The 20051-nt window shown below is 71.2% G+C and carries 16 protein-coding genes and 4 tRNA genes; 13 read left to right on the top strand and 7 right to left on the bottom strand.

Going from position 1 to position 20051, the window contains the following annotated elements; translation table 11 throughout:
- Nucleotides 1-23: 23 nt before the first annotated feature.
- The 4 genes from M4D82_RS17795 to purM all read left to right on the top strand — a co-directional run bounded on the left by M4D82_RS17795 (nucleotide 24) and on the right by purM (nucleotide 4441).
- A complete protein-coding gene (locus M4D82_RS17795; protein ID WP_249766989.1) occupies nucleotides 24-815 on the top strand; it encodes a maleylpyruvate isomerase family mycothiol-dependent enzyme in 792 nt (263 codons plus the stop codon).
- A gap of 52 nt (nucleotides 816-867) precedes the next feature.
- Nucleotides 868-1344, top strand: a complete 477-nt coding sequence (locus M4D82_RS17800; protein WP_249766990.1) for an META domain-containing protein — start codon at nucleotides 868-870, stop codon at nucleotides 1342-1344.
- 353 nt (nucleotides 1345-1697) lie between these two features.
- Nucleotides 1698-3215 (top strand): amidophosphoribosyltransferase, encoded by a 1518-nt coding sequence (gene purF / locus M4D82_RS17805; RefSeq protein WP_249766991.1) that lies wholly within the window; start codon nucleotides 1698-1700, stop codon nucleotides 3213-3215.
- Nucleotides 3216-3370: 155 nt separating this feature from the next.
- Nucleotides 3371-4441 (top strand): phosphoribosylformylglycinamidine cyclo-ligase, encoded by a 1071-nt coding sequence (gene purM / locus M4D82_RS17810; RefSeq protein ID WP_249766992.1) that lies wholly within the window; start codon nucleotides 3371-3373, stop codon nucleotides 4439-4441.
- A 137-nt stretch (nucleotides 4442-4578) separates the two neighbouring features.
- On the opposite strand, the gene M4D82_RS17815 is transcribed toward purM, so the two are convergent.
- Both M4D82_RS17815 and M4D82_RS17820 read right to left on the bottom strand, forming a co-directional pair.
- Nucleotides 4579-4839 (bottom strand): DUF3073 domain-containing protein, encoded by a 261-nt coding sequence (locus tag M4D82_RS17815; protein ID WP_249766993.1) that lies wholly within the window; start codon nucleotides 4837-4839, stop codon nucleotides 4579-4581.
- A 275-nt stretch (nucleotides 4840-5114) separates the two neighbouring features.
- Nucleotides 5115-6224, bottom strand: a complete 1110-nt coding sequence (locus M4D82_RS17820; RefSeq protein ID WP_249766994.1) for a Leu/Phe/Val dehydrogenase — start codon at nucleotides 6222-6224, stop codon at nucleotides 5115-5117.
- A gap of 196 nt (nucleotides 6225-6420) precedes the next feature.
- Here M4D82_RS17820 and M4D82_RS17825 point away from each other — a divergent pair, with 196 nt between their 5' ends.
- Both M4D82_RS17825 and bldC read left to right on the top strand, forming a co-directional pair.
- Complete coding sequence (locus M4D82_RS17825; RefSeq protein WP_249766995.1) at nucleotides 6421-7275, top strand: DUF8083 family protein; 855 nt, start codon at nucleotides 6421-6423, stop codon at nucleotides 7273-7275.
- A 599-nt stretch (nucleotides 7276-7874) separates the two neighbouring features.
- Nucleotides 7875-8081 carry a developmental transcriptional regulator BldC gene (gene bldC / locus M4D82_RS17830; RefSeq protein WP_003949541.1) on the top strand — a complete coding sequence of 69 codons (207 nt, stop codon included), beginning with the start codon at nucleotides 7875-7877 and terminating at the stop codon, nucleotides 8079-8081.
- A 604-nt stretch (nucleotides 8082-8685) separates the two neighbouring features.
- Here bldC and M4D82_RS17835 read toward each other — a convergent pair.
- Nucleotides 8686-8759, bottom strand: a tRNA-Asp gene (locus M4D82_RS17835).
- A 69-nt stretch (nucleotides 8760-8828) separates the two neighbouring features.
- On the bottom strand, nucleotides 8829-12776 hold the full coding sequence (hrpA, locus tag M4D82_RS17840; RefSeq protein WP_249766996.1) for an ATP-dependent RNA helicase HrpA: 3948 nt from the start codon (nucleotides 12774-12776) through the stop codon (nucleotides 8829-8831).
- 726 nt (nucleotides 12777-13502) lie between these two features.
- On the opposite strand from hrpA, the gene M4D82_RS17845 reads away from it, so the two are divergent.
- Both M4D82_RS17845 and M4D82_RS17850 read left to right on the top strand, forming a co-directional pair.
- On the top strand, nucleotides 13503-14222 hold the full coding sequence (locus tag M4D82_RS17845) for a DsbA family protein (RefSeq protein WP_249766997.1): 720 nt from the start codon (nucleotides 13503-13505) through the stop codon (nucleotides 14220-14222).
- Nucleotides 14219-15085, top strand: a complete 867-nt coding sequence (locus M4D82_RS17850; RefSeq protein WP_249766998.1) for a cytochrome c biogenesis CcdA family protein — start codon at nucleotides 14219-14221, stop codon at nucleotides 15083-15085. Before M4D82_RS17845 ends, M4D82_RS17850 begins: the two co-directional genes overlap by 4 nt.
- A gap of 39 nt (nucleotides 15086-15124) precedes the next feature.
- Here M4D82_RS17850 and M4D82_RS17855 read toward each other — a convergent pair.
- The 3 genes from M4D82_RS17855 to M4D82_RS17865 form a co-directional block, all read right to left on the bottom strand.
- Nucleotides 15125-15198: transfer RNA gene (locus M4D82_RS17855), tRNA-Phe, on the bottom strand.
- Between the two features lie 22 nt (nucleotides 15199-15220).
- Nucleotides 15221-15294, bottom strand: a tRNA-Asp gene (locus tag M4D82_RS17860).
- Nucleotides 15295-15332: 38 nt separating this feature from the next.
- A tRNA-Glu gene (locus M4D82_RS17865) sits at nucleotides 15333-15405 on the bottom strand.
- Nucleotides 15406-15508: 103 nt separating this feature from the next.
- Here M4D82_RS17865 and M4D82_RS17870 point away from each other — a divergent pair.
- The 5 genes from M4D82_RS17870 (at nucleotide 15509) to M4D82_RS17890 (ending at nucleotide 19984) form a co-directional block, all read left to right on the top strand.
- Nucleotides 15509-15859 (top strand): metallopeptidase family protein, encoded by a 351-nt coding sequence (locus M4D82_RS17870; RefSeq protein ID WP_249766999.1) that lies wholly within the window; start codon nucleotides 15509-15511, stop codon nucleotides 15857-15859.
- A 29-nt stretch (nucleotides 15860-15888) separates the two neighbouring features.
- Entirely contained in the window at nucleotides 15889-16338 is a 450-nt protein-coding gene (locus M4D82_RS17875) for a fluoride efflux transporter FluC (protein WP_249767000.1), read from the top strand.
- On the top strand, nucleotides 16335-16724 hold the full coding sequence (locus tag M4D82_RS17880; protein WP_249767001.1) for a fluoride efflux transporter FluC: 390 nt from the start codon (nucleotides 16335-16337) through the stop codon (nucleotides 16722-16724). Before M4D82_RS17875 ends, M4D82_RS17880 begins: the two co-directional genes overlap by 4 nt.
- A gap of 85 nt (nucleotides 16725-16809) precedes the next feature.
- Entirely contained in the window at nucleotides 16810-17430 is a 621-nt protein-coding gene (locus M4D82_RS17885) for a hypothetical protein (protein WP_249767002.1), read from the top strand.
- A gap of 304 nt (nucleotides 17431-17734) precedes the next feature.
- A complete protein-coding gene (locus M4D82_RS17890; RefSeq protein ID WP_249767003.1) occupies nucleotides 17735-19984 on the top strand; it encodes a DEAD/DEAH box helicase in 2250 nt (749 codons plus the stop codon).
- The last annotated feature ends 67 nt before the right edge of the window (nucleotides 19985-20051 follow it).

Genomic DNA, 20051 nt, shown 5'->3' on the forward strand with positions numbered 1-20051 from the left:
GTCGGCCCCAGTAGGGTCGGGCCATGCCGCCTGCCAAGAAGAAGCCGCGTACCTACGACCCCGCGAAGATCCGCGCGGCCGTCACCACGCAGTTCGGGCACCTCACCGACGCGGTACGGGAGCTGACGCCCGAGCAGCTCGCGCGCCCCAGCGGGCTCGGCGACTGGAGCGTCGCCGAACTCGCCGCGCACATCGCGTGGATCGTCGATTCGCTGGCGCGCGGCCTCGCCAAGCCCCCGGCCGCCATCCCCGAGCTGACGGCAGTCGAGTGGCCGTTCGCCACGGCCTCCCTCGCCGGGAAGATCAGCGAGGCGGCCCGCGAGGTCCTCGACGACGCCCCCCTGGTGGAGCTGTACGACCGGGCCGCCGACGGGTTGGCCGCGCAGTTGGCGGTGAACCAGGGCAGCCGCGTACTGGACCTGTGGATCGGGGACATGACCCTCGCGGACTTCCTCGTCACCCGCACCGTCGAGCTGATCGTGCACACCGACGACCTCAACCGGGCCACCGGCCTGGACGTCCCCTTCGACCGGCAGGCCCTCGCCGCCTGCACCCGGCTCCTCGCCGACGCCCTCGCCCTCAAGGCGCCCGGCGGCTCGGTGGAGGTCCGGATCCCGCCCTTCGCGGTCGTCCAGTGCGTCGAGGGCCCCCGCCACACCCGCGGCACCCCGCCCAACGTGGTGGAGACCGACCCGCTCACCTGGATCCGCCTGGCCACGGGCCGCACCCGCTGGGCCGAGGCCCTGGACGCGGCCAAGGTCACCGCGAGCGGGGAGCGCGCCGACCTGTCGGCCCTGCTCCCGCTCATGGGCTGACCGTCCCCCGACCGGCGGGGAACCGTCCGGCCCGCCGCTCCGTCCCAGGGGCATGCGTACCCTCCGGAACCTCGCGTCCGGTCTGGCCCTGGCGGCCGCCCTCGCCCTCACGGGCTGCGCGGGCGGCGCCTCCCCGGACACCGCCCTCACCCCGGACGGCCCCGGCTCCCCGACGCCCGTCGTGGACGCCCCGCTGGCCGCCACCACCTGGACGGTGACCGGCGTGGACGGCGCCCCCGCCCCCGCCGGTCGGGCCCGCTTCACCCTCGCCCCCGACGGCGGGGCGAGCGGCAACCTGGGCTGCAACCGGTTCACCGCCCCGGGCGGGGTCACGGGCCCCCTCCTCACCCTCGGCCCGATCAGCAGCACCCGCATGGCCTGCGAGGGCCCCGTCGGGGACCTGGAGCGGGCCCTGAGCGCCCTGCTCGGCGGCGGTCCGCTGACGTGGAAGGTGGAGGGCGAAACCCTCACCCTCACGGGCTCCGACGGCAGGAAAATCACGGCCGAAGCCGCCTCCGCGGCGGAGTGAGGGCTCCCCTGAGCGCGAAGCGCCCTTGTGCGAAGCCACAGGAGGGGCGCAGCGGGGACGCGAGGCACCACACGGTCGACCCACCCGTCGGCGGCGGGCGCGGAAATCCCCAAGGGAACGCACGAGTTCCCCGCCGGACAGACCTGCCGTGACGACCGGCCGTCGCGGCCCGCCCCGGTCCGCGCGCCGGGCCTCACGCGGCCACCGGCCGGCTGGGGCTCGTAGGAACATACATGGACCCGCCGGAGACCTGGGGGTAACCCTCCGCACGGGTAACCGGACTGTCCGCACTGTGACTTTTCCCGGCCGTCCCCAATTCGGACCAGTGGTCGATCTCGCCTACACTCGGGAGCGTGCCTCGTGGTGATGGACGACTCAACCACGACCTGCTCCCCGGCGAAAAGGGCCCCCAGGACGCTTGCGGCGTCTTCGGTGTCTGGGCTCCGGGTGAAGAGGTCGCCAAGCTCACCTACTTCGGACTGTATGCGCTACAGCACCGCGGACAAGAGTCCGCGGGCATCGCTGTGAGCAACGGTTCCCAGATCCTCGTCTTCAAGGACATGGGCCTCGTGTCCCAGGTCTTCGACGAAACCTCTCTCGGCTCGCTCCAGGGTCATATCGCGGTCGGACACGCCCGCTACTCGACCACCGGTGCCTCCGTCTGGGAGAACGCTCAGCCCACCTTCCGGGCGACCGCCCACGGCTCGATCGCCCTGGGTCACAACGGCAACCTGGTGAACACCGCCGAGCTCGCCGAGATGGTCGCCGACCTCCCCCGTCAGGACGGCCGCGCCACCCAGGTGGCGGCCACCAACGACACCGACCTGGTCACCGCCCTCCTGGCCGGCCAGACGGACGACGACGGCAAGCCCCTGACCATCGAGGAGTCGGCCGCCAAGGTCCTCCCGCAGGTCAAGGGAGCCTTCTCCCTCGTCTTCATGGACGAGGGGACCCTCTACACCGCCCGTGACCCGCAGGGCATCCGCCCGCTGGTCCTCGGCCGCCTGGAGCGCGGCTGGGTGGTCGCGAGCGAGACCGCCGCCCTCGACATCTGCGGCGCCAGCTTCGTCCGCGAGGTCGAGCCGGGCGAGCTCATCGCGATCGACGAGAACGGCCTGCGCACCTCGCGCTTCGCGGAAGCGAAGCCCAAGGGCTGCGTCTTCGAGTACGTGTACCTGGCCCGCCCGGACACGGACATCGCCGGCCGGAACGTCTACCTCTCGCGTGTCGAGATGGGTCGGCGCCTCGCCAAGGAGGCCCCGGTCGAAGCCGACCTGGTGATAGCGACGCCGGAGTCCGGCACGCCCGCCGCCGTCGGATACGCCGAGGCCAGCGGGATTCCGTACGGCTCCGGCCTGGTCAAGAACGCCTACGTCGGCCGGACCTTCATCCAGCCCTCGCAGACGATCCGCCAGCTCGGCATCCGGCTCAAGCTCAACCCGCTCAAGGAAGTCATCCGGGGCAAGCGCCTGGTCGTCGTCGACGACTCGATCGTGCGCGGCAACACGCAGCGCGCGCTCGTCAAGATGCTCCGCGAGGCCGGCGCGGCCGAGGTCCACATCCGGATCTCCTCCCCGCCGGTGAAGTGGCCGTGCTTCTTCGGCATCGACTTCGCCACCCGGGCCGAGCTGATCGCCAACGGCATGACGGTCGACGAGATCGCCACCTCGCTGGGCGCGGACTCGCTCTCGTACATCTCGCTCGACGCGATGATCGAGGCGACCACCATCCAGAAGCCCAACCTCTGCCGTGCCTGCTTCGACGGCGAGTACCCGATGGAGCTGCCCGACCCGCAGCTCCTCGGCAAGCAGCTCCTGGAGACCGAGCTCGCGGGCGGTACCGACGCCGCCGACGCGCTCCGGCGCCCGTAGCGCCGCGACCCGCGCCCCCGGCCCCCGGCGCCGACCCACGGCTCCGGGCCCCCGGCTTCGGTCCCCGGCTCCACCTGCGCCGGGCCCTGTCTTTGCGAGTGCTTCTCCCAGGGCCCGGCACCACCCGCAGTAACGACACGAAAGCTCTCCCTGTCATGACAGAGAAGACCACCGGTGCCAGCTACGCAGCCGCAGGCGTGGACATCGAAGCGGGCGACCGCGCCGTCGAGCTGATGAAGGAGTGGGTGAAGAAGACGCAGCGCCCCGAGGTCCTCGGCGGCCTCGGCGGTTTCGCCGGCCTCTTCGACGCCTCCGCCCTCAAGCGCTACGAGCGCCCCCTGCTGGCCTCGGCCACCGACGGGGTCGGCACCAAGGTGGACATCGCCCGCCAGATGGGCGTGTACGACACGATCGGCCACGACCTCGTCGCGATGGTCATGGACGACATCGTCGTCTGCGGCGCCGAGCCGCTCTTCATGACGGACTACATCTGCGTGGGCAAGGTCCACCCGGAGCGGGTCGCCGCCATCGTCAAGGGCATCGCCGAGGGCTGCGTCCTCGCCGGCTGCGCCCTGGTCGGCGGCGAGACCGCCGAGCACCCGGGCCTGCTGGGCCCGGACGACTTCGACGTGGCGGGCGCGGGCACCGGGGTCGTCGAGTACGACAACCTGCTGGGCGCCGACCGCATCCGTACGGGGGACGCCGTCATCGCGATGGCCTCCTCGGGCCTTCACTCGAACGGGTACTCGCTCGTCCGGCACGTCCTCTTCGACCGCGCCGGGATGTCCCTCGACCGGCACGTCGAGGAGCTCGGCCGGACCCTCGGCGAGGAGCTGCTGGAGCCCACCAAGATCTACTCGCTGGACTGCCTGGCGCTCACCCGCACGGCCGAGGTCCACGCGTACTCGCACATCACCGGCGGTGGCCTCGCCGCGAACCTGGCCCGGGTCATCCCGGACCACCTGCACGCCACGGTCGACCGTTCCACGTGGACGCCCGGAGCGATCTTCGACCTGGTCGGCAAGGCCGGCTCGGTCGAGCGCCTCGAACTGGAGAAGACCCTGAACATGGGCGTCGGCATGATGGCCGTCGTCCCGCAGGAATCGGTGGACGTGGCCCTGACCGCCCTCGCCGACCGGGGCGTCGACGCCTGGGTCGCCGGCGAGATCCTCGACCGGGGCGACCACGCCGAGGGCGCGACCCTGACCGGCTCGTACGCCGTCTGAGCAGCACTGAAACCCGGTCCGGGGGCAATGGCCCCGGACCGGGTTTCGGCGTTCTGTAGCTGTGCGCGGTGTGATGTGCGCTGTGTGTCAGCCGCGAAGAGTGACAGCTGTGCGGACGGCGCGCGGACAACTGCGCGTCAAGCCCCGCGACGGTGCGCCGACGGACCGGACTCTTCGTCCTCGTCATCGTCGTCATCGTTGTAGAGATCCGCGTACTTGGCGTACGGGTCGTCGTCGTCCAGATCGTCATCGACTTCGACCGGCGCGCTGATAGGCAGCGGCTCTGTCGGCGATGCGCCCAGCTCATTGGCCAGACGCGTCAGGTCGGTCCCGCCGCTGTTGTACTTCAGCTGGCGGGCGACCTTTGTCTGCTTGGCCTTGGCCCGGCCGCGCCCCATGGCTCGACCCCCTCGGTGACGGGGCTCGACGGCCCCAGAGTCTGACACGCGTTCATGGTTCGGAGCGGGCTCTCCGTGGAGAGACCGTCCGTAGGGGTTCAACGGTACCTGCTTCCGCGGCCATACGGTACGCCGCCCGCATGACGCGCCTCGTCACAGAACCAGCGCGACACCCCGTACTCGCTGGTCAGCTGCGATTTTAACGCTTTCCTGGCCCGCGACCCGCCGAAGCGCAGTGAGTTCCGTCTCGCCGCACCCCGACGGGTCCCCGTCGGCTACGCCCTGCGGGCGGCGGCGCGGGCGGCGAGGGCGTCCGCCATCCGCTGCTCGGCGATCCGGTCGGCCGCGGCGGCCGGCGGAATACCGTCTGCCTTCGCACGTGCGAATATGGCCAGCGTGGTGTCGAAGATCTTCGACGCCTTCGCCTTGCACCGGTCGAAGTCGAAGCCGTGCAGCTCGTCGGCGACCTGGATGACCCCGCCCGCGTTCACCACGTAGTCGGGCGCGTAGAGGATCCCGCGGTCGGCGAGGTCCTTCTCCACACCCGGGTGGGCGAGCTGGTTGTTCGCCGCGCCGCAGACGACCTTCGCGGTCAAGACCGGGACGGAGTCGTCGTTCAGCGCCCCGCCGAGCGCGCAGGGTGCGTAGATGTCCAGGCCCGCCACGCGGATCAGGGCCTCGGTGTCGGCGACGGCGCTGATCGCGGCGCCCGGGTGGCTGTCGAGGATCTGGCGGACGGACTCCTCGCGGACGTCCGTGATCACGACCTCGGCGCCGTCCTCCAGGAGGTGGCGCACCAGGTGCTTGCCGACCTTGCCGACGCCGGCGACGCCGACCTTGCGGCCGCGCAGCGTCGGGTCGCCCCACAGGTGCTGGGCGCTGGCGCGCATGCCCTGGAACACGCCGAAGGCGGTCAGGACCGAGGAGTCGCCGGCGCCGCCGTTCTCGGGCGAGCGGCCGGTGGCCCAGCGGGTCTCGCGGGCGACGACGTCCATGTCCGCGACGTAGGTGCCGACGTCGCAGGCGGTGACGTAGCGGCCACCCAGGGACTCCACGAACCGACCGTAGGCCAGCAGCAGTTCCTCGGACTTCAGCACGGCGGGGTCGCCGATGATCACGGCCTTGCCGCCGCCGAGGTCGAGACCGGCGAGGGCGTTCTTGTACGACATGCCGCGCGAGAGGTTCAGCGCGTCGAGGACGGCCTCCTCGTCGGAGGCGTACGCGTGGAATCGCGTGCCGCCGAGGGCGGGACCCAGGGCGGTGGAGTGGATGGCGATGACGGCCTTCAGGCCGGAGGCTCGGTCCTGGCACAGCACGACTTGCTCGTGGCCACCCTGTTCCGTGCGGAACAGGGTGTGCAGGACGCCGTCGGTCATTTCGGTCACGGTGGTGACTCCCATGGAAGAGATGCGGCGCGGAAGACGCCCGCCCTGCGGGTGGGGGAGGGCGTGCTGGAAGCAGGGTAAGACCTGCGGGGCGCGGGGAGACCCCCTGTCCGGGGATCGGAACACTCCTGTGCCCCACCCGTCGCCGGCCGCCCCCGGAGGTGAACCGAGCCCCCGGAAAGGGGAGGAGGTGGGGGTGACTGCATCCCCCGAGCGGCGGCCGGCCTCGGCGCGCCCCGCGCCGAACGTCCCGTACGCCTCCTACCTGCGCGTCTACGAGCCCCTCGCGGCCTTCGCCGAGCCCGAGCGCACCCACTGGGCGGACTACGCCCGGCGCGGGGTGAGCCCGACGGCCCAGGACGAACTGCGCCGCTCCCTCTCCGACTTGGTACGGGTCCCCGTGGTCGGGGTGCCGGAGCGGGAGAGCGCGGACGCCTTCACCGCGCGGGTGGGCGGGGCGCTGCTGGTGTGCCCGTGGCGGACCCGGCTGCGCGGGTGGCTGGCGCTGCGGGAGCTGGTGGCGGAGTTCCCGCGTCCGGTGTTGGACGCGGCGCTGCCGCCGTCGGTCCGGCGCCGGGCGGAGGAGGAGTACGTGGCGTGGCGCGAGCGCAATCCGGACGCCCGGCCGTGGATCCGTACGGCGGTGTGGCAGGTGCCGTTGCGCTGGTTCGTGCTGGTGGCGGACGGGGAGCGGGAGTACCTGCCGGGGGAGCGGCTGCGCTACCGGACGCCGATGGTGCAGGCCCGGCGCCGGCTGGCGCGGGCGCTGCGGACGCTGCGGGAGACGGAGGGGTACGGGGCGATGGCGGAGGGGCTGGCGGAGGTCGGCAGCTGGTTGGAGGAGTTCCATCCGCGGTCGATGGTCGAACTGGACTACGGGGGGCTGTCGTACGCGCTGCCGGCTGACGCGTTGGCGGCGGACCGGTCGGCGCGCGACCTCGCGGAGGCGATCGAGGCGCTCCGTTCGGGTGACGAGGAGGCGGCCGCGGAAATCCATGCCGATCTGGCGCTCCGTTGGAGGGCGGTTCGGGAGAGACTGTTCGCGAACTAGCGGCCCGGGTAGCACCCGTACGGATGTTCTTGCGCGCGGGGTCGGGGGCGGTGCCGGTCCGGGTGCGGGGCGTATCGCCCGTATCGGCTGTATCTTCCCATCAGGCGTAAGGCGCAGATCAAGGGCTTGATCGTGACATTAGGGTCTTAGTTCCAGGACCTACGTCCCGATACGGGCCATTGGCCCAAGCGTGACGGACCGCACTATCTACACCCTTGCGCCCTTCCCCTACCCTCGTGCCAAAATAGGACAAGGAGTCCGGGGAGGGTTCCTTTCGCCCAACTATGGGCGGAATGCTCGGTATTGCACTCTATGGGGGGTCTGACGACTCCTGATCGCTCTGTGACTGATCGTCACAGTGGGGTGACTGTCCGTTATGGGGCGGTCCATCGGCTTCCGCCGCTGATGAACACCTCGGAGGGCAATTCCATCGGTTTGGCCGTCGAGGCTGGACGGATGGTGTAGTTGTAGTGCCGAGGACAAGCCGTTCGTCCTATAACCGACTCGGCCTTCGTGTGTCCATTTCGGGCAACGTGGGCCAAGGTGCAGAATTTAGAGGAAAGAACCGAGATGGTTCGGTTCTCCCGAGGAGGCCGCTCATGACCGCTCGCACCCCTGATGCCGAGCCGCTGCTGACCCCGGCTGAGGTTGCCACGATGTTCCGCGTGGACCCGAAGACGGTCACCCGCTGGGCCAAGGCTGGCAAGCTCACGTCCATCCGCACCCTGGGTGGACACCGCCGTTACCGCGAGGCCGAGGTTCGCGCACTGCTCGCGGGAATTCCGCAGCAGCGCAGCGAGGCCTGAGGTCCCGTAGCACCACAGTTTTAAACGGGTTCGTATCGGGTCCCCCAATCCGATGAAACCCAAAGGCTTCAAACGGCTGATCCTGCCCCAACAGGCTCATTGTCGTTCGATCGCGCTGGACTCCGCCGGGTCCAGCGCGATCTTTTTTATGCCCGCACGGGGGCGGTGGAACGGGGTGGCGCGGGGGCCGGGGGGCGAGGTGCCATTGCACATATTAAATCGAGCGGGCGTATGAGTCCGATAAACGTACGCATCTCAAAAACCCATGTGGTGACTCCTGTCACAGCTGATAACTCTTGTACATCCGGCATTGCACCCCGTAAGGGGATGGGCCGGTGCAGAGCGACTCCTGCGAACGGGGATTTTCCCGGCCACGAGCGCCTGCGCCTCAGGAGCCGCCGGCGGCCCGCTGAGGGGCCGAACGGTCGGACGGGGGCTCTGGGTGATCGAGAGGGTCGGCCGGCCCGCTGAGCGGGCTTCCAGGGGCGTCGTCGGCGCGTGACCCCCCACACCGACACTCATCGACGCCATCACCCGACAAGGCGGCACCCGACAACGCGTCAGGGCCCGCATCCCCTGGGGGATGCGGGCCCTGACGTTTCTGCGAACCTGACGGGACTTGAACCCGCGACCTCCACCTTGACAGGGTGGCGAGCTAACCAACTGCTCCACAGGTCCTTGATTCGCTGCCGCTCGGCGGCTGCGAATCAGACTGTACCGCAGCTCAGGGGGTGCAGTCGAACCCGATCACGGAGCCGCCGCGTCCACCGCCTTCACGATGCGCTTGTCGGAGATCGGATACGCCGTCCCGAGCGCGTGCGCGAAGTAGCTGACCCGCAGTTCCTCGATCATCCAACGGATCTCCGTGACGGCCTCCGGCACCGGGCGCCCCTTCGGCAACTGCTCCAGCAGCCACAGGTACTCGTCCCGCATCTCGTGGACCTTCTCCATGCGCGTGGTGTCGCGCTGGGCGCCCGTCGGCATCTGCTGGAGGCGCCGGTCGATCGCCACCAGGTAGCGCATCAGGTCCGGCAGCCGGCGCAGGCCGGTCAGCGTCACGAAGCCCGCCGGCATCAGGGCGGCCAGCTGCTGCTTCACGTCCGCCACGTTCGCCATCAGCGCCAGGCTGTTGGTCGCCTTCAGCCGCCGCTCGCAGGCCTGCCAGGCGGCCAGCACCTGCTGCACCTGGCCCACCGTGCGCACCGTGGTGTCCACCAGGTCGGCCCGCACCGCGTCGTAGAGCCGGCGGAAGCCCGCCTCGTCCCAGGCGGGACCGCCGTGGTCGGCGATCAGCTTGTCGGTCGCGGCCGTCGCGCAGTCGTCGAAGAGGGCCTGGATGGAACCGTGCGGGTTCCGCGACAGGGCCAGCTTCTGCTGGTTGGTGAGCTTGTCCGAGGCGAACTTCGCCGGGTTCACCGGAATGCCCAGCAGGATCAGCCGGCGGGTGCCGAGCCACATCGCCCGCTGCTGCTCGGCCTCCGTGTCGAAGAGCCGTACGGAGACACTCGCCCCCTCGTCCACGAGCGCCGGGTAGGCCTTCACCGGCTGGCCCGCTCGCCGGGTCTCGAAGACCTTCGTCAGCGTGCCGATCGTCCAGTCGGTCAGCCCCGTGCGCTCCAGCGACTCCCCGCCCGCGCGCTCGGCGGTGGCCGCGGCGGCCTTGGACAGGGCCTGGCGGGCCTTCGGCTTCAGCGACAGCCGCAGGCTCTCCAGGTCCTTGTCCTCGGCGAGCTTGCGCCGCCGCTCGTCGACGATCCGGAAGGTGATCTTCAGGTGGTCGGGGATGCGGGAGGTGTCGAAGTCGTCCGCCGAGACCGGCACCCCCACCATCCGGTGCAGCTCGCGCGCCAGGGTCACCGTCAGGGGCTCGCGCTGTGTCTGATCACGGCCAGAGGCCGACGGGTGCGCCGTCTGCAGGAAGCGCGTCGCGTAGTTCGGGGCGGGGACGTAGTGCCGGCGGATCGGCTTGGGCAGCGAACGGATCAGCTCCGTCACCACCTCCTCCCGCAGGCCCGGGATCTGCCAGTCGAAGCCCTCGTCGGTGACCTGGTTCAGCACCTGGAGCGGGATGTGCACGGTCACGCCGTCCGCGTCCGCGCCCGGCTCGAACTGGTACGTCACCCGGAACTTCAGCTGCCCCTGCCGCCAACTGTCCGGGTAGTCGGCCTTGGTGACCCCGGCCGCCTTCTCGGTGAGCAGCATCTCCCGCTCGAAGTCGAGGAGCTCGGGCTCCTCGCGCCTCTTGTGCTTCCACCACGAGTCGAAGTGCGCGCCCGACACCACGTGTTCGGGGATCCGCTGGTCGTAGAAGTCGAAGAGGGTCTCGTCGTCCACCACGATGTCCCGGCGCCGCGCCCGGTTCTCCAGCTCCTCGACCTCGGTGAGGAGCTTGCGGTTGTCGGCGTAGAACTTGTGGTGCGTCCGCCAGTCGCCCTCGACGAGCGCGTTGCGGATGAACAGCTCCCGCGAGACCTCCGGGTCGATCCGCCCGTAGTTGATCTTCCGCTGGGCGACGATCGGCACCCCGTAGAGGGTGACCTTCTCGTACGCCATCACGGCTGCCTGGTCCTTCTCCCAGTGCGGCTCGCTGTACGTGCGCTTGATCAGGTGCTGGGCGAGCGGCTCCACCCACTCGGGCTCCACCTTGGCGTTCACCCGCGCCCACAGCCGCGAGGTCTCCACCAGCTCCGCCGACATGAGGAACTTCGGCTGCTTCTTGAACAGCGACGAACCCGGGAAGATCGCGAACTTCGCCGACCGGGCACCCAGGTACTCGTTCTTGTCGGTGTCCTTCAGACCGATGTGCGACAGCAGACCGGCGAGCAGCGAGATGTGCACGCTGGTCTCGGGGGCGTCGGCCTCGTTCACATGGATGCCCATGGACTTGGCGACCGTACGCAGCTGCGTGTAGATGTCCTGCCACTCGCGGATCCGCAGGAAGTTCAGGTACTCCTGCTTGCACATCCGGCGGAACGAGGAGGAGCCGCGCTCCTTCTGCTGCTCGCGGACGTAGCGCCACATGTTCAGGAACGACAGGAAGTCGCTCGTCTCGTCCTTGAACCGGGCGTGCTGCTGGTCCGCCTGCGTCTGCTTGTCCGACGGCCGCTCGCGCGGGTCCTGGATGGACAGCGCCGCCGCGATGACCATGACCTCGCGGACGCAGTTGTTCTTGTCCGCCTCCACCACCATGCGGGCCAGGCGCGGGTCCACCGGCAGCTGGGACAGCTGGCGGCCCATCGGCGTGAGCCGCTTGCGGTGGTCCTTCTCGGACGGGTCCAGCGCGCCCAGCTCCTGGAGCAGCTGCACGCCGTCGCGGATGTTGCGGTGGTCCGGCGGGTCGATGAAGGGGAACTTCTCGATCTCCCCGAGCCCGGCGGCGGTCATCTGGAGGATGACGGAGGCCAGGTTCGTCCGCAGGATCTCCGCGTCCGTGAACTCCGGCCGGGCGTTGAAGTCGTCCTCGGAGTACAGGCGGATGCAGATGCCGTCGCTGGTACGGCCGCAGCGGCCCTTGCGCTGGTTGGCGCTCGCCTGGCTGATCCGCTCGATCGGCAGCCGCTGGACCTTCGTGCGGTGGCTGTAGCGGGAGATGCGGGCCGTACCCGGGTCGATCACGTACTTGATGCCGGGGACGGTGAGGGAGGTCTCGGCGACGTTGGTCGCGAGGACGATGCGCCGGCCGGTGTGCTGTTGGAAGACCCGGTGCTGCTCGGCGTGCGAAAGGCGCGCGTAGAGCGGAAGGATCTCGGTGAAGCGCAGTTTCCTCTTCTCCAGCGCGTCCGCCGTGTCGCGGATCTCCCGCTCACCGGAGAGGAAGACCAGGATGTCCCCCGGGCCCTCGCCCTGGAGCTCGTCGACCGCGTCGCAGATCGCGGTGATCTGGTCCCGGTCGCTCTCCTCGGAATCGTCCTCCAGGAGGGGCCGGTAGCGCACCTCCACCGGATACGTCCGACCGCTGACCTCGACGATCGGGGCCTCCCCGAAGTGCCGGGAGAAGCGCTCCGGGTCGATCGTCGCGGAGGTGATGATCACCTTCAGGTCCGGGCGCTTGGGCAGCAGCGTCGCCAGGTAGCCCAGCAGGAAGTCGATGTTGAGCGAGCGCTCGTGGGCCTCGTCGATGATGATCGTGTCGTAGGCGCGCAGCTCGCGGTCCGTCTGGATCTCGGCGAGCAGGATGCCGTCCGTCATCAGCTTCACGAAGGTCGCGTCGTGGTCCACCTGGTCGGTGAAACGGACCTTCCAGCCGACCGTTTGGCCGATCTCCGACTTCAGCTCCTCCGCGATCCGCTCCGCGACCGTACGGGCCGCGATCCGGCGGGGCTGGGTGTGCCCGATCATGCCCCGGACGCCGCGCCCGAGCTCCATGCAGATCTTCGGGATCTGCGTGGTCTTGCCGGAGCCGGTCTCGCCGGCGACGATCACGACCTGGTGGTCGCGTATCGCCTCGGCGATCTCGTCCTTCTTCTGGCTGACGGGCAGGTTCTCGGGATACGTGACCTCCGGCATCCGCGAGGCACGGCCGGCCAGTCGCGCGGCGGCCTTCTCGGCCTCCGCGGCGATCTCGTCGAGCACGGCCTGCTTGGCCTCGGGCTTGCGGATGCGGCGGGCGCCTTCGAGGCGGCGGCCGAGGCGGTGCGCGTCGCGGAGGGAGATCTCACCGAGAAGCGTCTGCAGGGCGGCGAAGGAAGTAGACATACCTGATCGAGGATCTCACCTGGGTGTGCCGGGTGGCGAACGCATTTGTGTGACTCCCCGTACCATTTCGGGACGAGTCCCCCCGTCGCGCCAGTGAGAGGCAGCCCACCTTGTCCCGCCGCCGCTCCGTGTGCTGCCTGACGGCGGCGCTGTTCGCGGTGATCGCGGTGCTGTTGGGCACGCCGACCCCGGCCGTCGCGGCCCCGGCGGCCTCGGCGATCCCGGCGGCCCCTTCGGTCCGGTACGCGGCCTCCGTGGACCACCTCGCCCCGGTCGCCGCCCACGGGGACACCGGCCGGGGCCCCGCCTGCGGTCCCGACGGCGTCGAGCGCGGCCCCGCCCCGCCGTCCCCACCCGCGCCGGCCAGGACCACGCGCAGCTCCCGGCCGGCCGCCCCGCCCCGGAGGCGCAGCGCCCGCGGTCGGCGCGACCCCTGCGGATCCTCGTACGCGGCCCCGACCGGCCCGCCCCGGGCCCGCTGGAACTGTCGATACTCCGGGTCTAGGGGGTGCCCGGCGGATCATGGCCGGGCCCGCGGCGTCTGGCACGGCGCCTCGCCGCGTTGCCGAAACGTCCCGATAGCTCCGCTATCAAGACGCTCCGGCGCCTTGCGACGCCCCGCACCAGACGCCGCGGCCTGTCCGACCCTGATCCGCCAAACACCCCCTGGGTCGTACGGCCCCCTCCCGCCGTACCCCTGTCCCCTCCGCAGCTCTGGAGCCCCGTATGTCCGCGTCCTCCCGCAAACCCCTGCTGATCTCCGCCGGTGTGGCCGTCGCCGCCGTCGCCCTCGGCCTCGTCTCCTGGCAGGCCACCGCCCCCGAGGCCAAGCGGCCCGACACCTCCGCCAGCTCCTCGGCCGCCTCCGAGACCTCCGCCGAGCTGAAGGCCCTGGCCCGACGCGACGCCGGCGACAAGCTCGCCGTGGGCCGCGTCGACGCCCCCGTCGTCCTCATCCAGTACTCCGACTTCCGCTGCGGCTACTGCGCCAAGTTCGCCCGCGCCACCGAGCCCGAGCTCGTGAAGAAGTACGTCGAGGACGGCACCCTGCGCATCGAGTGGCGCAACTTCCCGATCTTCGGCGCCGAGTCCGAGGCCGCCGCCAAGGCCGCCTGGGCGGCCGGGCTCCAGGACCGGTTCTCCGCCTTCCACGAAGCCGCGTACGCCGAGGGCGCGAAGGAGAAGGGCTTCGGCCCCGAGCGCCTGATCGAACTCGCCCGCGAGGCCGGCGTCCCCGACCTGGAGCGGTTCAAGGCCGACATGGCCGGCGAGGCGGCGGCCGCCGCCCTGAAGAAGGACCAGGAGGAGGGCTACCGCATCGGTGTCCAGTCCACCCCCTCCTTCCTCGTCAACGGCCGCCCCCTCGCCGGCGCCCAGCCCCTGGAGGCCTTCACCGCCGCCATCGACCGGGCGAAGGCCGCGGCGAAGGCGGAGGGCCGCCCGTGACCGGCATCGGCTACCTCGCCGCCTTCACGGGCGGCCTCCTCGCCCTGCTCAGCCCGTGCAGCGCGCTGCTGCTGCCCGCCTTCTTCGCGTACTCGATCGACTCCCGCTCCCGCCTCCTGGCGCGCACCGGGATCTTCTACGCGGGCCTCGCCACCACCCTCGTGCCGCTGGGCGCGGCCGGCTCGCTCGCGGGCCGCTTCTTCCACGGCAACCGCGAGACGCTGGTCCTCGTCGGCGGCTGGCTGATCATCGCCCTCGGCCTCGCCCAGATCCTCGGCCTCGGCTTCGCCTCCCGGCGCCTGTCCGAGGCCTCCGGGCGGATCCGCCCGACCACCGCCCTGTCCGTGTACGCGCTCGGCGCCGTCTACGGGCTGGCCGGCTTCTGCGCGGGCCCCATCCTGGGCAGCGTCCTGACGGTGGCGGCCGTCAGCGGCAGCCCGGTCTACGGGGGCCTGCTGCTCGCGGTCTACGCGCTGGGCATGGCCGTACCGCTCTTCGTCCTCGCCCTGCTGTGGGAGCGCTTCGACCTGGGCCACCGGCGCTGGCTGCGCGGCCGGCCGCTGCGGCTGGGCCGGCTGGAGTTGCACAGCACCTCGCTGCTGTCCGGGCTGTTCTTCATCACCCTGGGCGCGCTCTTCCTCGCGTACGACGGCGCGAGCGCCCTGCCGGGGCTGCTCGACGTGGACGACTCGTACGCCGTCGAGGGCTGGGTGGGCTCCTTCGCGGACGCCGTACCGGACTGGGCGCTGCTCGCCCTGATCGCCGCCGGCGCCCTGGCCTTCGGGCTGGGCCGGTGGCGGCGCGCGGTCCGCGCGGAGCGGAAGCCGGCCGAGCAGGAGCCGGCCGAGCGGGAGAGCCGGTAACGCGGAAGGCCCCGTCCGATGGACGGGGCCTTCCTTCTGTGGCTGGGGCCGGGGTCGAACCGGCGACCTATCGCTTTTCAGGCGATCGCTCGTACCAACTGAGCTACCCAGCCACGAAACCGTTTCCGGTTTCAGCGATCCTGACGGGACTTGAACCCGCGACCTCCACCTTGACAGGGTGGCGAGCTAACCAACTGCTCCACAGGACCTGGTGTGTGCGAGACCAAGTCTCGCACATGGTGTTGCGTACCCCCAACGGGATTCGAACCCGTGCTACCGCCTTGAAAGGGCGGCGTCCTGGGCCACTAGACGATGAGGGCTAAAGGCCCGCCGGGCACTTTCCAGCGCGTCGGGGACGTGAGAAGCATATGGGATCGGAGGAGCTATCGCCAAAACGGATTCCCCCGGAGCGACAATGGCCGGGTGCTGGAGATGACGCGCGAGGAGTTCGAGGAGCTCGTCGCAGAGGCCCTGGACCGGATTCCGCCGGAGCTCACGCGGCTGATGGACAACGTCGCGGTGTTCGTCGAGGACGAGCCGCCGACCGACGATCCCGAGCTGCTCGGGCTGTACGAGGGGACCCCGCTCACCGAGCGCGGCGAGTGGTACGCCGGCGTCCTCCCGGACCGCATCACGATCTACCGGAACCCCACATTGCGGATGTGCGAGGACCGGGAGAGCGTGGTCACCGAGACGGAGGTGACCGTGGTGCACGAGATCGCCCACCACTTCGGGATCGACGACGAACGACTGCACGCGCTGGGCTACGGGTGACGGCCGGCGTGCGTCCGGGGGAGGGGGAGGTGGGCGAGCCGATCGACCCGGACGTCGACCTCCACGTGCCCGCGCAGCGGGCCGAGCCGCGGGGGCCGGTGCTCGCGGCCGTCGCGGCGGGCGGAATGGTCGGCGCCGCCGCCCGGTACGGGGTGGGGCTGCTGTGGCCGACCGGGGCGCCCGGGGCCTTCCCGTGGACGACCCTGTGGATCAACGTGGTGGGCTGCGCGCTCATCGGCGTCCTCATGGCGCTCGTCGCCGAGGGCGCGGGGCGGGCCCACCCGCTGGTGCGGCCCTTCGCCGGGACCGGGGTGCTCGGCGGGTTCACGACCTTCTCCGCCTACGCCCTCGACTTCTCGCGGCTGCTCGACGCCGGCGAGGCGGGGCGGGCCCTGGCCTACGCGGTCCTCACGGTCGCCGGCGCGCTGGGCGCGGTGTGGGCGGCCGCGACGCTGACGCGCCGGGCGCTCGCGCGGTGAACTGGCTGCTGGTGATCGCCGGGGCCGCCGTCGGGGCGCCGTTGCGCTACCTGACCGACCGGGCGGTGCAGGCCCGCCACGACTCGCTCTTCCCGTGGGGCACCTTCACGGTGAACGTCGCCGCCTGCCTGCTGCTCGGCGCCCTGGCGGGAGCGGGGCTGGCCGGGGTGGGCGCGGCCGGGCCGGGCTCCTCGCTCGTGGGGCCGCTGATCGGCACCGGCCTGTGCGGGGCACTGAGCACGTACTCGACGTTCTCCTACGAGACCCTGCGCCTGGCCGAGCGCGGCCGGGGCCTGCTCGCCGCCGCGAACGTGACGGCGTCGGTGCTGGTCGGACTGGGTGCCGTCCATCTCGGTGCGCGGGTGGCGCGGGAGCTGTTCGGGTAAGGGCGTGTCTCTTACGGGGTAAAGGGAGTTGGGCTCATTGACCCGCCCAACGCGGACCCCGCCGCAGTGTTCCGGAGGTGCCCCCGTGCGCCCTTTGTCCGCTTCCCTCAGACTGGCCGTCTCCGCCCTCGCGGTGGCGGCGACCGCGGGCTGCATGAGCGTCGGCGAGGACGCCGCGAAGCCCGCGCCCGCCGCCTCGGCCGGTGACAAGGGCGCCGCCGCCGGCGCCGCGAGCGGTGGTCACGGCTCCGGGGTCCACGGCAACGGGCAGGGCGTCAAGGGCGGTACGGGGAACCAGGAGGGCAAGGCCGGTGAGTCCGGCAAGGCCTCCGGAGCCCCCGGTGCCTCGCCCAGTGCGGGCGCCCCGGCGGGCAAGCCGGGACAGCCCTCGCCGTCGGCCGGCCCCGGGGGCGGGGCCGGCGGGCAGGGGCAGGCGCCGTCGGGCGGCGGCTCGGCTTCCGGCGGAGGGACGGCCGCCGGGGGCTCGGGTTCCGGCTCGGGGTCGGGCTCCGGCTCGGGCTCCGGAGCCGGCGGCGGGTCGGGTTCCGGTGGAGGATCGGGATCGGGATCCGGATCGGGCGGCTCCGGCGGCTCGACCACCACTCCGCCCGTGGTGGAGCCGACCCCGCCTGTGACGGAACCCACTCCGTCCGAGCCGACTCCACCGGCCCCCGAACCGACCGCCGGGCAGGGGACGGCCGCATAGCTCGCGGGGGTTCGCGGCGGTTCCTCCCCGTGGCCCTCCGGTCGCGGACGGGTCGTTTGCGCAGCTCAGGGGGGTTCGGGCGGAGCGGACTTGCCAGACCCCCAGGAGGGTGCGTATGGTTATAGATCGTTTGATCCCATTGCCCGGCGCCGAATCCGAAGAGCGCCGTGTGGCGCGTACTCTCCCTAGCCGTGGCTGACCGCATTGAGGCGGTCGATTTGCGATTCACGGAGTTTGGGCGCGTGCCGAGACTCCGGAAGGTTTCGCATTTCGCATGTCCATTTCCAGTTCTGACCGTTCCGTCATGCCCGAGAACGACACCAACGACATCGTCGACGCCGAGACCCTCGCGGTCACCGAGGCCATGGAGGCCATCGAGGCGGACGAGATCATCGAGGCCCTTGAGGCCGACGTGACCGGCGACGTGAACGACGAAGACGGCGACGCCGACGCCGAGCCCACGATCACCTTCGCGGACCTCGGTCTGCCCGAGGGCGTCGTGCGCAAGCTCGCGCAGAACGGCGTCACCGCCCCCTTCCCGATCCAGGCCGCGACCATCCCGGACGCCCTGGCCGGCAAGGACATCCTCGGCCGCGGCCGCACCGGCTCCGGCAAGACCCTCTCCTTCGGTCTGCCGACCCTGGCGCGTCTCGCCGGTGGCCACACCGAGAAGAAGAAGCCCCGCGCGATCATCCTCACGCCGACGCGTGAGCTGGCGATGCAGGTCGCGGACGCCCTCCAGCCGTACGGCGACGTGCTCGGCCTGAAGATGAAGGTCGTCTGCGGCGGTACCTCCATGGGCAACCAGATCTACGCCCTGGAGCGCGGCGTCGACGTCCTCGTCGCCACCCCCGGCCGTCTGCGCGACATCATCAACCGCGGCGCCTGCTCCCTGGAGAACGTCGAGGTCGCCGTCCTCGACGAGGCCGACCAGATGGCCGACCTGGGCTTCCTGCCCGAGGTCACCGAGCTGCTCGACCAGATCCCCGGCGGCGGCCAGCGCATGCTCTTCTCCGCCACCATGGAGAACGAGATCGGCACGCTGGTCAAGCGCTACCTGACCAACCCCGTCACGCACGAGGTCGACAGCGCCCAGGGCAACGTCACGACCATGACGCACCACGTCCTCGTCGTGAAGCCGAAGGACAAGGCGCCCGTCACGGCCGCCATCGCCGCCCGCAAGGGCCGCACCATCATCTTCGTCCGCACCCAGCTGGGCGCCGACCGCATCGCCGAGCAGCTCGTCGAGGCCGGCGTGAAGGCCGACGCGCTGCACGGCGGCATGACGCAGGGCGCCCGTACCCGCGTCCTCGCGGACTTCAAGGACGGCTACGTCAACGCGCTCGTCGCCACCGACGTCGCCGCCCGCGGCATCCACGTCGACGGCATCGACCTGGTCCTGAACGTGGACCCGGCCGGCGACCACAAGGACTACCTGCACCGCTCGGGCCGCACCGCCCGCGCCGGCAAGTCGGGCGTCGTGGTCTCCCTGGCCCTGCCGCACCAGCGTCGCCAGATCTTCCGCCTGATGGAGGACGCGGGCGTCGACGCCTCGCGCCACATCGTCCAGGGCGCCGGCGCGTTCGACCCGGAGGTCGCCGAGATCACCGGTGCGCGTTCGCTCACCGAGGTCCAGGCCGACTCCGCGAACAACGCCGCCAAGCAGGCCGAGCGCGACGTCGCCGACCTGACGAAGCAGCTGGAGCGCGCCACCCGCCGCGCCGCGGAGCTGCGCGAGGAGGCCGACCGCCTCGTCGCCCGTTCCGCCCGTGAGCGCGGCGAGGACCCGGAGGCCGCCGTCGCCGAGGTCGTCGAGGCCGCCGAGGCCGAGGTCGCCGCCGCCGTCGCGGCCGTGGCCGAGCCGGTCGTCCAGGAGCGCACGTTCGAGCGCCGTGACGACCGCGGCAACTACGAGCGTCGCGACAACCGCCGTGATGACCGTGGTGGCGACCGTGGTGGCTTCCGCCGTGACGACCGTCCGTCGGGTGGTTTCCGTTCCGGTGGTGACCGTCGTGACGACCGTGGCGGTGACCGTGGTGGTTTCCGTCGCGACGACCGTCCGTCCGGTGGCTTCAACCGTGACGACCGTGGTGGCGACCGTGGTGGCTTCCGTCGCGACGACCGTCCGTCGGGTGGTTTCCGTTCCGGTGGTGACCGTCGTGACGACCGTGGCGGTGACCGTGGTGGTTTCCGTCGCGACGACCGTCCGTCCGGTGGCTTCAACCGTGACGACCGTGGTGGCGACCGTGGTGGCTTCCGTCGCGACGACCGTCCGTCGGGTGGTTTCCGTTCCGGTGGTGACCGTCGTGACGACCGTGGCGGTGACCGTGGTGGTTTCCGTCGCGACGACCGTCCGTCCGGTGGCTTCAACCGTGACGACCGTGGTGGCGACCGTGGTGGCTTCCGCCGCGACGACCGTCCCTCCGGTGGCTTCCGCTCCGGCGGCGCCGGCGACCGCCCCTACGGCCGTCGTGACGACAACCGCCCCTCCGGCGCCAACGGCTCCTTCGGCGGCCGTCGTGACGACAAGCCCCGCTGGAAGCGCAACGGCTGACGCCTGAGCGCCTTCTGACGCCGACTCGGCCCCCACAGCACTCCGGTGCGGTGGGGGCCGAGCCCGT

The organism is Streptomyces sp. RerS4, from assembly GCF_023515955.1.
Taxonomy (GTDB): Bacteria; Actinomycetota; Actinomycetes; order Streptomycetales; family Streptomycetaceae; genus Streptomyces.